We start from the raw sequence: 13,078 nt of genomic DNA, 5'->3' as shown, positions 1-13,078 counted from the left end.
GCCGCGAACGGGGCGCCGCCCCGGGGTGGCGGGAGCGGCGACCGGTACGGCGCGCCCGGGGCGGGGCTGGGTGGTCAGGCGGCCGGTGCGTCCGGGGCGGGTTCGCCGTAGGTGCGGGCGAACGTGGCGGCGGCGGCGAGCAGGCCGAAGACCTCTTCGACCTTGCGGACGGGGTGCTGGTCCCAGTCGCTGTAGTCGGCGTAGGGCGCGCCGGTCAGGGCCCGGATGAGCAGTTCGAAAATGTTGCGCAGTGCTCCTCGGGTGTCGGTGCTGAAACGGTGGTCGGGGTCGGTGTTCACGGCGTGGACCAGGGCGCCGCGGATACTGCGGCCGGCCGTGTAGGAAGGGTTCCAGCCCGCGGTGCGCAGGATGGTGATGGCGGCTTCCGCGTGGGCGGCGATCTGCTCCCCGGTCAGCGGCATGCCGCTGTCGCCCCAGCGCAGCCAGTCGGTGTAGTCGCCGTCCAGGTTCCAGGCGCGCTCGATCAGCGAGGCCGGGGTGCTGGACGGGGACGAGGCCGCGACCGTGCCCGCGACGAACGCTTCGATGTCCCGGACGAACTCGTGCCCGGTCGCCTCCAGGTCCTGGTGACGGTTCAGTCCGCGGTTCAGCTCAAACATGTGTCAGTTCCTCTCGGTGTGGTGGTCCGGGCTGTCCGGCTCCCCGTCACCGCGAAGCACCCCTGCACCGGTGATGCCGGTGGGGGCGCTTCGCGGATCAGGCAGCCTGCAGACCGGTTACCAGCCGTTGAGGACGGCTTCGTAGTGCGGGTAGCCGTAGCGGGCGGCGGCCGCGTACTCCCGGGCCCCCTGCGCGCCACGTGACCAGATCCCGGCCGCGATCTCGTGCCCCTCGGCGATCAGTCGGTCGGCCACCGACTGCTGCACGTCGGCCGAACGCGCCCAGTCGGCGGCGATGGCCTGCATCTCGCTGTAGGAGTGGAGCGGCGGGGCGGGCGGGGCGATCTCGCCGATGACGAGGTAGCTGTCGATATCGGCGGCCGGCCAGGTCGTCGGGTCGCCGTGCTGGTCACGGAACGAGTCGAGGCTGAGCGTCGTCATTGAGGCTCCTCAGGGTCAGTGGTTGCGGAGGTGGGTGAGGTAGGCGTTCTGGAGCCGGACGAGCCGTTCCCAGAGCGGGGCTCCGTCCGGGCAGTGCCGCCCGGTGTCGGGGAACGTGCAGGGCTCGCAGTCCTTGCGGTGCGCGCGCCAGGCGTCGGACGCGGCCATGTAGCGGGCGTGGAGACTCTCAGCCACCAGTCGCCCTCCGATCGGCTCGTGATGGGTGGATGTCGCTGACGCGGTGGCCTGCTTCCCAGGCAAGGGCGGCGGCGGCCGCGGCAGCGGCGAGGAATACGGCGGCGCCGGGATGGCGCAGTCCGGCTACGGCAAGGGCCCGTGCCGCGCGGTGCTGTGCAACACGGGCCTGCTGTATGGCGGGCGGGGTTCCGCGGCTCACGGTCAGCAGTAGCCGCAGGACGCATGCCCGTCCGCGTTGAGGCAGCCGCAGTTGGGGCACGCCCAGGAACTGTCAGGGTCGAGCAGCCCGGACTTGGCAGGCGGCGCGGTCCGGATGGGCGGCACGGCGGCCACGCGACCGAGGTTCTGGCATGCGGAGCACGTCCAGGAGGTGACGCCGAACCAGCCACCACACTGGTCGCACTGCTGGTTGCCGTTGCCGGAGGGGGTGACCGGGAGCGGGCGGGTGAGGAGCAGCACCGGCTGGCGGGTGTATCCGGGGGTCATCTCGGCGAGCGTCCGGCGGGCCCGGCGGCCGCCGAGCTCGGCCCGGCGGTCGCCGTCGATCACGAGGCTGCGGACCAGCTGGTTGAAACGGTCGGTCTCGTCCCGCTCGTAGCCCTTGGCGTCGTCCTCGCGCCGGATGTCGTCAATCGTTCCGGCACGCGGTGCCAGGACCGTGGTACGGGTCTGCGCGATACCGGTGCACCGGCAGGACTCGAAAGTCCCGCCGCAGCTCGGGCAGTTACCAGTCGCCTGGGTGTCCGGCAGAGCGGGGAGTGTTGCGATACTGGTCATGCGGATCAGCTCCTGTGTGAGATCAGCGTGGTCCGTGCTGGCCCCCGGCACATGTGGCGTCTCTAGCGCCGTGTCGGGGGTCGCCCCGTTCCGGGGCTGCGCACGTGGGGTCTCCTGTAGCCCCACGCCGACACCAGCCCGCGAGCGGCGGGCTGGGGACGACGTGCAGAACAGGACCGGGGGTCAGGCCGCGACCGGAAGGTCGCTGCGGTCCTGGGAGGCAAAGGCGAAATCGAAGGTGACGTCGGCGCCGGTCTTGTCGTAGACGGCGACATCCCAGACCTCTCCGCGGTCAGCGGCACGCATGGCCACCTCCCCGACCCGCTCCACGGCCTGACGCCGCAGACGCCGCCTGGTGACCGGCCCGGCCTTCGTGGTGTAGGCGAGCGTGTACTGCTCGCGGGCAAGCTCCAGCCGGTCGGCTGTTACGGCGGCGGCGATCCGGCGGGGCTGGCGGATCTCGCGGGTGACAGCCAGGTCCTGGCCGCGACGGCCTCCGCGGACCAAGTCGTCGCTGGTCCGGTTGCCCTTCCCGTACCGAAGGGCGAGTTCCTCACACACCGCACGAGCGGGGCATTCCGCGCAGAAGCTCTGGGCGCCGGCCTGTTGCGCCGTCCAAGTCGCGGAGCCGGGGGTGCGGTTGAACAACTCGTTGTACTCCGGCCGGTCGCGGCAGCGGGCGCTGGTGTCGATGGCGGCCTGGAGCACGGGGCGGCGCAGTCGGCGAGCTGCTCCGGGGGAAATCCGGTTGAGCGTCACAGGTGTGTCCTTCCGGGTGGGTTGGTCTCTGGGTGTAGGCAGCGTGATGAGCCCCCAGGCCAGGGGCGCCTGAGGGCTCATCACGTGAGGTGGTTCAGCTCTAGAGAAGGGGGAGGTCGGGGCCGCCGTGGGTCGGGGCCGGCCAAGAGGCGGCGCGGCGGACGAGCTCGTGCTCGTCGATGAAGGTCGACTTCGACCGAGCCTCGGGGCGCGCGACGTTGTGGCGGTCACGGGCAGCCCGCTCCACCTTCGAGAGGGCCGGCCGCAACAACCGCTGGCGCGCTCGGGCCTGGTCCTGCTGCTCAGCACGAAGCTGCCTGGCCGCGGTCCGGTCGGTGAGGGCCTGCTGCTCGCGGGCAAGCACAGCGGTCGCTTCGAACTCTCGGAGCGCAATCTCCAGCTCCCGGCCCGCGGCGCACCGGCCGCCGACCCCGCACGTCGTGCACGTGGCGCGGTGCGCGATGACCGTACGGCGGGCCCGGTCCAGCAGCGGCAGCAGCCGGGCCCCGGCGGGGGCGACCTGCTGCTCGCGGGTGACTGCGAGCCGGTGCACAGGGGCCGGTGCCATCGTCGACTTGGGCTTGGGGAGCACCTTGGTCGCGCGGCGGAACGCGGTGGTCGGGACCGTCTCGGCGAGCTTCGTGCGCCAGTCGGCGACCGCGATATCGATGATGACGCGGCGGTTACTGCTGGAGCAGCGGCGCGGCTCGACGGTGCGGTAGCGCTTGGTGTGGTGCGGCACCAGCTTGGGGGCGCCGAGGGTGCCGGTGATCGGCGTCCACCCTTTGCAGTCAGGACAGATTAAGTGCTCCTTGCCCGGCGTCAGGTCGATCTCGTTGGTCTTGAACTCGGAGGCGACGATCGCCGGGAGGTTGCTGACGGTCTTGGTGCGGGTCTTGCGGCGGCGTTTGCGGGCCTCGGGCTTCACAGTCGTGGTCGTCATAGGGGCTCCTCAGGTCAGAAGGGAGGGGCTGCATCGCGGTGGGCTCTCCGCCCGCCAGGCGCACGGCATAGGCCGGCAGTCCTGGAGGACGGACAACGCATCTGCGTTGCGATGTGCACGGGAGCGCTCGGTCAGGGGACCGATCTGGGGGATTTGGTCGAGCTATCAACCCCGGCCCTCCCCCTCCTCGGGGCAAGGGCTCCTGCGGTGGTACAGGTGGCACTGACGCCAGGCGATTTCACTAGTGAACTCTCCGGCTGGACAAGACCGTACGCCGACACCCGCCCTCCGTCAACTGCTTCACTAGCGAAATCACGGTTGCGCCGTCACGATTCGCGAGCTGATCTCACTCAGCGTCGCCCTGCGGGGAGACATTCCCAGGATTACAACAACCATGTCAACGCTGACGGTCCGCATTCCCGATATTGAAGGGTGTCACCTTCCAATCCCGGGATTGTGGTTCACTGGGGGCGCCGAGAAGGAGGAGATCGCCGAATGCCACCAAAGTGGAAGGTCCTCGCCGACGAGATCGCTGCAAAGATCACTAGCGGCGTGTACGCGCCCGGAGATCGCCTGCCCAAGATCGAAGACCTGGTCAGCGCGGGGAAGGGGTCGAAATCGACGGTCCACGCCGCATACAAGGCGCTGGAGGCCAGCGGCTTGGTGACCGCATCACGTGGCCATGGAACGGTCGTCCGCGAACGCACCACCTTGGCAACCGCTGCCGAGCGCGAGCAACGCAGCAAGATCACCGGGTCGTCGTGGAGGGCTGGGGAACGCTCTGACTCTCATATGGCGGGCTTCATCGCCGCCCCCGAAGACGTAGCTGAGGCTCTGGAGATCGAGCCCGGCGCTCTGGTGCTTCGGCGCAGCAGGACCTACCGCGACGAGCACGACAACAGCGTCGTAAGCCACTCAACGTCCTGGATCCCGGCGGGTCTCGCCGAAGAGTTGCCCGAACTGGCCATGGGGCGACGGCTGAACAGCGGGACGTCGATCGACCTGATCACACGCCACACTGGCCGCCCAGTCGCTCGTCGGCACAGCTCCATGTGGGCTCGCATCACCACGCCCGCCGACGCCGGGCTGCTTGAGATCCCCGAAGACACCACGGCCGCTGTCATCGTGCTGACGGTCCGGATCGTCGACACCAGTGGCATGACGATTGAGTACGGCATCGACATCGGCGGCCCCGGTCGCAGGTGGACCAAGGAGGAGGCCAGCGCATGATGCTCACACCCCTCGACGACGCCCTCGCCCAGATGCTGGAGCATCGGCTCGGCCAACTCCTTCGAACACAGCGCCTCGGCACGTTGGCCCCAGACGGCAGGGCGGAGATCACCCGAACCATGCGGGCCCTGTCGGGCCGCACCGGCCCGGCCAAGCTCGTCCTGATGGCCGGTCTCCCTGGAGCTGGAAAGACGACGCTGGCCCGCGAACTGGAGCAACGGGGCTTCCTGCGCCTGTGCCCTGACGAAAGGGTCTGGCGGGAGCACGGGCATTACGGGCGAGATTTCCCACGCGGCCAGTACAAGGTCCGGGAGCGCCCCATCATGGCCGAGGTCGCCGTCGAGCTGCGTACCGCGCTGGCCGCCGGCCGGGACGTGGTCCTGGACCACGGTTTTTGGACCGTTGTCGAGCGTCAGGAGTGGAGCCGGCTCGGCCAGGATGCCGGGGCCGCCGTAACGCTGGTGCACCTCCCCGGGGAAGTCGACGCCCTGTGGGAGCGAATCAAGGAGCGCAACGAAGCGACCTTCGACGACCCGAACGCAATGTTCTTCACCCGGGATGACCTGCAGCGCCACGCGAATCGCTTCACCCCGCCTGGCCTGGACGAGCCTCATGTTGTCTACGACGGGCACCCTGGATCAGTGCTGACTGAGCTGGGGTGGGGTGACCGATGAAACGCGGCCACAAGGAGGAGATTTCACTAGTGAACTCGTGTACTCTTTCAACATGACCGCTCAAGATCGCCGTCGCGCAGGTGCTCAGCAGATCGCTGACGATCTGCGCGCCCAAATTGACTCTGGGCAGCTCAAGCCCGGGGACCGGCTTCCTCCTACCCGTGAGCTCACGGCCCGCTATGGCGTGACTGGCGAGACCATTCGGCAGGCGGTGATCAAGTTGAAGTCCACTGGCCTCGTTCGGTCCCGGCAGGGATCCGGGGTCTACGTTCGCGCCTGGCAGCCGCTGGTCTATCGTCCGCAGGCGGAGTTTCGGAAGAAGCTGCCGCATGTCGATGTTTTCCGCAGCCTCCTCGACGCCGAGGGCCGGGACGGGTCGCAGACGATCGAGATGCAGACACTGGTGCCGGATGAGCCCGTGCGTCGCCGCCTCCAGCTGGATGGTGGCGAGTTGGTGGCGCTGCGCCGCCGTACCTCGTTCGTGGATGGGGAGCCGTTCTACACCGACGATTCGTACGTACGGCTCAGCCTGGTCGAGGGCAGTGAGTGGATGACCGAGGGCAGCGTCGCGCGAGGGACCAACCAGGTCCTCGCGGAGCTGGGGCACGAACTGGTCGAGGCGCTCGACGAGATCTACACCCGGATGCCGGGGCCACGTGAGGTTGAGCGGCTCGGGCTCGACCCCAAGAACCCGTTGCCGGTCGCTGAGCTGATCTCCACGGCTCACGACCGTGATGGCCGGCCGATCCAGGTCACCATCAACATCCTCCCGAGCGACAGGCATGTGATCGTCTACGAGCGCACCCGGCCGATGCCCCAGGATCCGTCCGAGGAGCCGAGCGCATGATCGTCGTACGCGCCGAGCCGGGCAACCTGGCGAGGCTCATCAAGTTCCGGACGGACACGGCGGCTTGGCTGCGGCCGCGAGGGATCGATCAGTGGTCGCTGTCCTTCCCGCCCGAGCAGATGGCGGCGAGCATCGCCCGCGGCGAGGTCTACCTCTTTAAAGAGCACGCGGCCGCCGACGCCGCAGCAACCGTAACTTTGGACCGCGAGGCCGACGACCTGCTCTGGACTCCTGAGGAACAGCTCGATGACGCCTTGTATGTGCACAAACTGACGGTCGATCGCGCTCACGCGGGAGCCGGCCTAGGGGCCCGGATCCTGGACTGGGCCGGGAACCGTGCAGCGCAGGCTGGCGCGCGCTGGCTCCGCCTCGACGCGTGGACCACGAACCCGCAGCTTCAGGCGTACTACCTCAGCCAGGGGTTCCGCCATGTACGCACAGTGGATGACCCGGAGGTCGGCGGCTCGGGGTGGGTGGCTCAACGGCCGGCTCGGGCCGAGCCTGGCTGGCCTGACGTCGACCTCACGGAAGGACACAACGGACGATGAACAACGGTCGGGACGCGCGAGTTGCTCAGCTTCTGCCGACGGTTCTGTCCGGTCCTGGGGCTAGGCTGTGGGAGATCGAAAACGGCGAAAGCCCCAGGACCGTGCAGGATCCGGGGGCCCTCAACGGGACTTCGCCGTTCGGGCGACACCTGAGAGGAGGTGATCGCGGGATGAAGGCTACCCGCCCGCGCGGAACTACACGCGCAGCTACGCCGTTCCTCCATCGCGATCACGCCACCGGGTCCGTACGCGCGCATGCCGACGCCAGCCTCCGGGTTCAGGGGGTTGGGATGACCTAGTGGCCATCGGCCGCGCGCGCCAAGAAGAAGTGGACTAGCCATCCTCTTCGGCCCCGCGCGGCCCGTCTACCGCCTGGATTCGCAACCCAGGGCGGTTCGCTCAGATATCGGTTCGCTCCCGACTCTGAGCCGCGGCTTATCAAGCCGCTCATTTCAATCCGGCCCCTCATCAGGGCCATTGCATTGCATCACCGGTCCCTAGCCAGGACCACAAGGGCCCCTTCTGGGTCCAGCTCCACCCGCAGCCCCCGCCAAGGGGCTTCGCGGTCGCAGTACCGGAGTACCGCTTCACCACCGAAGTGGCTTCACCGTTTCGAGGCCCCGCCAAGGGCTTCGAAACACCAGCACCAAGTCCACCGAACGAAAGGAGATCGCTTCTGGGCCTTCGTACTGAACCCGCTCCTCACGGAGGGGGCTACCCGACACATCCGCACATCCGGTCGGCCGGGCCCGAGGGCTCTGGCTGGTCCAGCTATATGGAGAGCAGGTCGTTTCTCATAGTGCCTGAGAGTGGTGTCCCTTGTCAGCTTGGCCGTGTCCGATTCACACCGGTTCGAGCCTCCGATGCTTCCCATGTGACGGGATTCGCGCACCGTCTTCGCCCTGTTCGCGGCATTAATCACGAAGATTCTTCGGGTTGGAGTGTCACACCGACCCCGCTTCTCGGCACCTATACCGAGAGGGGGCCCATGTCCTCCTGGCGGCGCCGGCCGCCGCGGTGCTCCGGAGCTCCGTCCCGTGGGGCGGGACGCGATCCGAAGTTCCTGCCCGCCGGGCGGGAGGGAGCGGGGGTTTCGCCGCTGCTCGGAATCTGTCCACAGGCGACCTGCGCAAGGCTGCCGAGATGATCTCTTTCTCGTCCGTCCGGGTGGGCCGGTGAGCGCCGTGGCGGCGTCGGCCGCCGTGCTCCCGCGTCCGCGCACGGGGTTCGCCGGCGGGGCGTCGCGTCGTCGGCTGCGGTCGGTTCCGGCGCAGGCCGGTCCGGTCGCGCGGCTGGAGCTGGGTAACCCGCTCCAGCTGTCGAAGACGATGCGGGCCCGGCTGCTCGCGGCGGTGCGCGCGTTGGTGACGTCCCCGGCGCTGGCCGGTGTGTCGGACGGCGCGCGGCTGGCGTCGGTGGTGCTGACCGCGAAGGCGGATGTGCGCAAGGACTTCGAGACGTCGATCTGGGCGGCGGAGCTGGGTCGGTGGCTGGGGGTGTCGCAGTCGACGGTCGCGCACACGGTGCTGCCCGAGCTGCGCGGCGCCGGGTTCCTCGGTTCGAACGTGGCGACCAACAGCTTCGGGCACGCGACGGGCCTGGAGTGCTGGGTGATCCCGATGTACCGGGCGCAGAAGGCCGGCAACCGGCGGCACCCGCTGGCGCTGTCCCGCTCGGAGCTGGCGGTGCTGCTGAGCCTGTGCGAGGTGCTGTTCGGTCCGGGGTGGGCGCCGAAGGCCAAGGAGCCGGTCCCGGCCGGGCTGCTCGCCGGTCGTACGGGCCGGGGTGCGGCGACGGACCGGCTCGGGCTGTTGTTGATGGTGCTGACGACGGGTTCGGCGGGCTGGCTGCAGCTGTGCCCTGGGTCGGTGGACACCGACCGTGGGCGGCCGGCGGCGACGGTCGCGCGGCTGCTGGGCTGCACGGCGGCGGCCGGGGCGAAGGTGCTCAAGCGCCTCCAGGAGCACGGCGTCGCGGACGTGGTGCGCAAGGAGACCGGCTCGGGCCTGAACGCGCAGTCGCGGGTGCGCCTGGTGCCGGTTGCCGAGGCCCACGGCGTGGCCGTGCGGGAGGCCCGCCGGGTCGCCAAGGCCCTGCTTTCAGACCTCGCCGGTACTGCATCCGGAGATCTTGAGTCCGGCGAGACGGGCGAGACCCTTGTGACGTCTGGGGTGGAGGGCGCCGGGCAGGGCGGGATGGCCGGATCGACAGACCTCGCCGCAACTGCACAGCACCACGCTCTCCACGCTTCTGTGGTTACTCCTGGTGGGTCTCTTGCGCTCTCTGGTGGCTTTTCCGGCGAAGGCCGTGGTGGGACCGGTGGTCAGCCGGACCGCGCGTGCGTGCGCGAGGACGGCGGCCCGCTCCGCGGGGAACAGCAGGAGAAGTCCCCGTCGATCAGCAGCGAGAAGTCCGGCCGCGGGCCGGTGGCTGGCGATTCGGTGCGGGTCGTGGACGGCGGAGGTCAGGGCAGGCAGCAGCGGGGGAGGGTGCCGCTGCCGCCGGAGGACCTTCGGGCCGTCCTGGCGCCGGTGGACCTGGTGTGGGCGCGGCTGGAGCGTCCGGCCGCCCGCCGCCTGGTGGAGGCCGCCGCCCGCAGCGAGCTGGGCAGGGTAGTCGGGTTTGCCGGCCGCGCCGATGCGCCGCAGGTCCTCGCCGACCGGCTCGCCCGGCGGCTGGCCGACCAGATGCGGCTGGCCGGGCCGATCAAGGACCCGGTGGGCTGGCTGATCGGCCTCGGCCTGCCGCAGCGCCAGCAGTGCGGCGACGTGCGGTGCGACGACCGGGTGCTGCTCGACTCCGGGCAGGACTGCCCCCGGTGCTCGGAGCGGCAGGAAGACCGCCGGGACCAACGCCGTGCGGTTGCGGCCGCCGTCGACGCCGCGATGCCCGGGGCCTCGGAGGCGGAGCGCCGGGCGGCCACCGCCAAGCAGCTGCACCAGGACGTGACGGCCAGGGCGTGGGCGCAGGCGCACGAGTGGGACCAGGTCCGGGCGCGGCAGGCCGCCGCAGCTCAGGCCCGTGCCGAAGCCGCGGCCGTGCAGCCCGAGGTGGAGGTCCCGGCCGCGCCGGTGGCCCCGGTCGTGCTTCCCGCGCCCCGTCCGGCCGTCGTCGCACCGGCCCCGGAGGTCGCGGACGTCGACGACGACCAGGAGCTGGTCCTCGAGGACCTGACCCGCGAGCAGGTACGCAACTGGCGGGTGCGGGCGATGAAGGACCACCAGGTCGTCTTCGACCACATCGACCGCTACGGCGAGCCGTCGGCCCGGCGCCTGTTCAGCAACCAGCTGGTCGACCAGGCGCAGCACCACTCCCGGCTCGGGCACCTGGACCTCGGCTACGCCACCTGGGGGCAGGCGTGAGCGCCGGCGAGGTGTCCGGCGTCGACCTCGCGCGCCAGGCTCTGCTCGCGGCCCGGGAGGCGGCGAAGAAGAACGGCGCCACCCGCCAGAAGCCGAAGCGGCGCACCGGCGCCGCCGTACGCCGTGACGGCCGTGAGCCGCTGGGACTGGGCAGCGCGATTGGCATAATGATGACCGAGCGCGGCATGGCCGCCCCGGCCGCCGGCGGAAGCGTCCTCGCCCGGTGGGCAGCCATCGCCCCCGAGTTCGCCGGGCACGTCGCCGCCGTGTCCTACGACGCGGACTCCGGCCGGCTCACCGTGCGCCCGGAGACAACGGCCTGGGCCACGAAGACGCGCCTGGAGCAGACCCGCCTCATCGCGGCCGCCAACAAGACGGCGGGCCGCACGGTCGTGAACTTCCTGCGGATCCTGCCGCCCGGCGCCGCGCCCGTCCCCGCTCCGGCCGACGTCACCCCGGCCGCGCCCACCGGTCCGGCGAAGACCAGGGAGACGGCGTCCGAGGGCTACCGCCGCGCACTCGCCGCCCACCAGGAGGCGGCCCGGCCGTCGCGGGTGGACCCTGGCATCGCAAAAGCGGCGGAGCGGCAGAACCAGGCGATGCGCGGGCTCAACCACCGCGCGTTCCCCGACACCGACGTCGTCCCGGCCGATGCGCCGGCCCCGATCGGGCAGGCCCGGGCGCAACGCCGTCGACAGGCTGCGGCGACCGAGGCCGCCGCGCTGCGCCGGGCCCGTGCGGAGCGCGCGGCGAGGGAGGCCGGAACGGTAGCTGCGGTCCCGCAGTCGACGCCGCTGGGCAGGACCGCGTGAGAAGGGAGAGCCCGAGGTGTCAGGGGCGGCGAGCGGGGCCGACATCGGCCAGCGCTTTACGGCGCTGCCTCCCCGGACCTGAAATCGAACACACATATCATTCAGGCATGGCTGAGACCCCCTTCCCCGATGATCTCCGCGCTGCTCAGGTGCGTCTGCACGAGGCCACCGCGGAGCTCGCCGCGCTCGGGCGCACCCTGCCCTGGTCCGTCCAGCCGCACGACGGCTGGCCGGGCAAGGAGCACTCGCACACCGGTGAGGTCACGGGGGGCCGGCCGCCGTCGCCCGGCTGGACGGACGAGCAGAAGGCCGCCGTCGACGAGCTCCGCCGGGAGTGCCTGGCCCTGTCGGAGACCGTCAACACTCACCCGTACTGGGAGTCGTTCACCGGCGGGGACCTGGTGGACCGGCGGATGGAACTGAAGTCGGCCACACGGCTGGAGACTCCGGCAGCCGAGGTCACGCCCGCGGCCTGACCCGACGGCCCTGCCCGACCACGCCGACGTCGTCCGGCCCCGGCGCAATCAGTGACCGCCCCTGCCGGCCGGTCCAGGGCGGGGCATCGAGGAAATGCCCGGCACCGTGCGAACAGACCCCCGGAGGAAGCCCACGTCGCGGACACCACCATCGACGGCCCCGTCGCCACCGGCACTTCGTACCGACAGAACGCCCAGATCGGCCGACCCCCGCATCACCGGCACACGAGCAGGACATACTTGGCCCAGACGTCCAACCGGCAAGGGGGAGTGGCGCGTTGTCGTGGAGAGATGCGGTCCAGCCGGCCGTGAGGATGCTGCTCCAGCCGGAGGCCCGGACCGACCCGCACCTGGAGATGCTGCGCCTGGGCGCGGAGCACGAGGACATCGAGGCCCAGGACATTGTGCTGACCCTGGCCGTGGGCGGCGGCCTGGTGACCGGCACCCTGGTCTCCACCGACACCTGGGAACGCCTGCACCTTCGTCAACTCGGCGGCCACGACGACACCCTGCGCAGGGTCGCGCGCCACGCAATCGGGCACCTGGACGAGGCCGCGGAGAAAGGCCGGCGCCGCCGCGAGGTCGACCCCCGCTTCCTTCATCTGCAGGACGTGACCCACCGCTTGGGCCGGGCCACCCACACCCTGCCGACCTGGCGCGGCCCGATCTCCGCGGTCAGCGGCTGGACCCTCGGCGAACCCGACAAGAACTGACCCGCCTGACCTTGCGTGATTCGGCATGCGCCGTGCTCTGCAAAGAACGACTTGGCGTGGGCGGCCGGCTCACGCCCACTGTGGGAACTGCTGCGCGCCGTCCCACCGCCCCGCAAGCCGACCGCCCTCTCCTGAAGACGCCCGCAACCGCCCGACCAGCACCACGAAGGAAAACCACATGCCCGACAACGAGCAGCAGCGCCCATGCCCCTGGCTGTACTCCGACGGCGCCTGGACCCGCCTGGACCACGACCCGGTCCTCTCGGAGAAAGGCGACCGCTACGAGGACTCCATCAAGGCCGCCGGGTTCGTGTACTGGTTCGGCGCCGGCAAGCTCTACAACACCCCGCTCCACTTGAACGTCTACGTCCGGTGGCACCCTCACCCGGAACCGCGGTACTTGATCGAACTGGACGGTCCCGAGTACGGACAGGTCATGTACGCCGCCGAGCTTCCTGATGCTCTCGCCCTGACTCAGCAGATCGCCCCTGCCCTCCAGGCCCTCACGGTCACGGACCAGATCGGCAACGCCGACCCCGAATCCCTCTCCGTCCTCGGCGACCTCCTGGACAAGATGCACGGCCGCACCCAGGTCAAGAACGGCAAGACCGTCCGCCGCTGACCCTCCGGCTTGATCACTGAGAGCAATCCCTCAATCCCCCAGCACCCCCGTGAGGG

General features: G+C 70.4%; 16 protein-coding genes. 10 read left to right on the top strand and 6 right to left on the bottom strand.

Features of this window, described 5'->3' with window-relative positions:
- Positions 1-74: 74 nt before the first annotated feature.
- From ABTZ94_RS31260 to ABTZ94_RS31250, 3 genes are all read right to left on the bottom strand, one after another.
- On the bottom strand, positions 75-620 hold the full coding sequence (locus ABTZ94_RS31260) for a DUF6197 family protein (protein WP_351205784.1): 546 nt from the start codon (positions 618-620) through the stop codon (positions 75-77).
- Positions 621-737: 117 nt separating this feature from the next.
- Entirely contained in the window at positions 738-1,061 is a 324-nt protein-coding gene (locus tag ABTZ94_RS31255) for a hypothetical protein (RefSeq protein WP_351205782.1), read from the bottom strand.
- A gap of 15 nt (positions 1,062-1,076) precedes the next feature.
- Positions 1,077-1,256, bottom strand: coding sequence for a hypothetical protein (locus ABTZ94_RS31250; RefSeq protein ID WP_351205780.1), 180 nt, complete (start codon positions 1,254-1,256; stop codon positions 1,077-1,079).
- A 28-nt stretch (positions 1,257-1,284) separates the two neighbouring features.
- On the opposite strand from ABTZ94_RS31250, the gene ABTZ94_RS31245 reads away from it, so the two are divergent.
- Positions 1,285-1,470, top strand: coding sequence for a hypothetical protein (locus ABTZ94_RS31245; protein ID WP_351205778.1), 186 nt, complete (start codon positions 1,285-1,287; stop codon positions 1,468-1,470).
- Here ABTZ94_RS31245 and ABTZ94_RS31240 read toward each other — a convergent pair.
- The 3 genes from ABTZ94_RS31240 to ABTZ94_RS31230 all read right to left on the bottom strand — a co-directional run bounded on the left by ABTZ94_RS31240 (position 1,461) and on the right by ABTZ94_RS31230 (position 3,738).
- Complete coding sequence (locus ABTZ94_RS31240; RefSeq protein WP_351205776.1) at positions 1,461-2,036, bottom strand: hypothetical protein; 576 nt, start codon at positions 2,034-2,036, stop codon at positions 1,461-1,463. The two genes, ABTZ94_RS31245 and ABTZ94_RS31240, sit on opposite strands and share 10 nt — an antisense overlap.
- Before the next feature lie 183 nt (positions 2,037-2,219).
- A complete protein-coding gene (locus ABTZ94_RS31235) occupies positions 2,220-2,795 on the bottom strand; it encodes a WhiB family transcriptional regulator (RefSeq protein ID WP_351205774.1) in 576 nt (191 codons plus the stop codon).
- 100 nt (positions 2,796-2,895) lie between these two features.
- Positions 2,896-3,738 (bottom strand): hypothetical protein, encoded by an 843-nt coding sequence (locus ABTZ94_RS31230; RefSeq protein WP_351205772.1) that lies wholly within the window; start codon positions 3,736-3,738, stop codon positions 2,896-2,898.
- A gap of 495 nt (positions 3,739-4,233) precedes the next feature.
- Here ABTZ94_RS31230 and ABTZ94_RS31225 point away from each other — a divergent pair, with 495 nt between their 5' ends.
- The 9 genes from ABTZ94_RS31225 (at position 4,234) to ABTZ94_RS31185 (ending at position 13,022) form a co-directional block, all read left to right on the top strand.
- Positions 4,234-4,968, top strand: coding sequence for a GntR family transcriptional regulator (locus ABTZ94_RS31225; protein ID WP_351205770.1), 735 nt, complete (start codon positions 4,234-4,236; stop codon positions 4,966-4,968).
- Positions 4,965-5,642 (top strand): P-loop nucleotide/nucleoside kinase family protein, encoded by a 678-nt coding sequence (locus tag ABTZ94_RS31220; RefSeq protein WP_351205768.1) that lies wholly within the window; start codon positions 4,965-4,967, stop codon positions 5,640-5,642. The genes ABTZ94_RS31225 and ABTZ94_RS31220 overlap by 4 nt, the downstream gene beginning before the upstream one ends.
- A gap of 52 nt (positions 5,643-5,694) precedes the next feature.
- Positions 5,695-6,489 carry a GntR family transcriptional regulator gene (locus tag ABTZ94_RS31215; RefSeq protein WP_351205766.1) on the top strand — a complete coding sequence of 265 codons (795 nt, stop codon included), beginning with the start codon at positions 5,695-5,697 and terminating at the stop codon, positions 6,487-6,489.
- Positions 6,486-7,037: a GNAT family N-acetyltransferase gene (locus tag ABTZ94_RS31210; RefSeq protein ID WP_351205764.1), complete on the top strand. Its 552-nt coding sequence runs from the start codon at positions 6,486-6,488 to the stop codon at positions 7,035-7,037. The genes ABTZ94_RS31215 and ABTZ94_RS31210 overlap by 4 nt, the downstream gene beginning before the upstream one ends.
- A 1,175-nt stretch (positions 7,038-8,212) precedes the next feature.
- A complete protein-coding gene (locus ABTZ94_RS31205; RefSeq protein WP_351205762.1) occupies positions 8,213-10,399 on the top strand; it encodes a hypothetical protein in 2,187 nt (728 codons plus the stop codon).
- Positions 10,396-11,211 carry a DciA family protein gene (locus ABTZ94_RS31200; RefSeq protein WP_351205760.1) on the top strand — a complete coding sequence of 272 codons (816 nt, stop codon included), beginning with the start codon at positions 10,396-10,398 and terminating at the stop codon, positions 11,209-11,211. The genes ABTZ94_RS31205 and ABTZ94_RS31200 overlap by 4 nt, the downstream gene beginning before the upstream one ends.
- A gap of 107 nt (positions 11,212-11,318) precedes the next feature.
- Positions 11,319-11,687, top strand: coding sequence for a DUF8825 domain-containing protein (locus tag ABTZ94_RS31195; RefSeq protein WP_351205758.1), 369 nt, complete (start codon positions 11,319-11,321; stop codon positions 11,685-11,687).
- Between the two features lie 278 nt (positions 11,688-11,965).
- On the top strand, positions 11,966-12,400 hold the full coding sequence (locus ABTZ94_RS31190) for a GvpU-like protein (protein ID WP_351205756.1): 435 nt from the start codon (positions 11,966-11,968) through the stop codon (positions 12,398-12,400).
- Between the two features lie 178 nt (positions 12,401-12,578).
- Positions 12,579-13,022: a hypothetical protein gene (locus tag ABTZ94_RS31185; RefSeq protein ID WP_351205754.1), complete on the top strand. Its 444-nt coding sequence runs from the start codon at positions 12,579-12,581 to the stop codon at positions 13,020-13,022.
- The last annotated feature ends 56 nt before the right edge of the window (positions 13,023-13,078 follow it).

Origin of the sequence: Streptomyces sp. NPDC002785 (assembly GCF_040295565.1) — a bacterium.
GTDB lineage: Bacteria > Actinomycetota > Actinomycetes > Streptomycetales > Streptomycetaceae > Streptomyces.
Note: the sequence above shows the minus strand (reverse complement) of the source record. Positions and strands in the feature narration are given on the sequence as shown.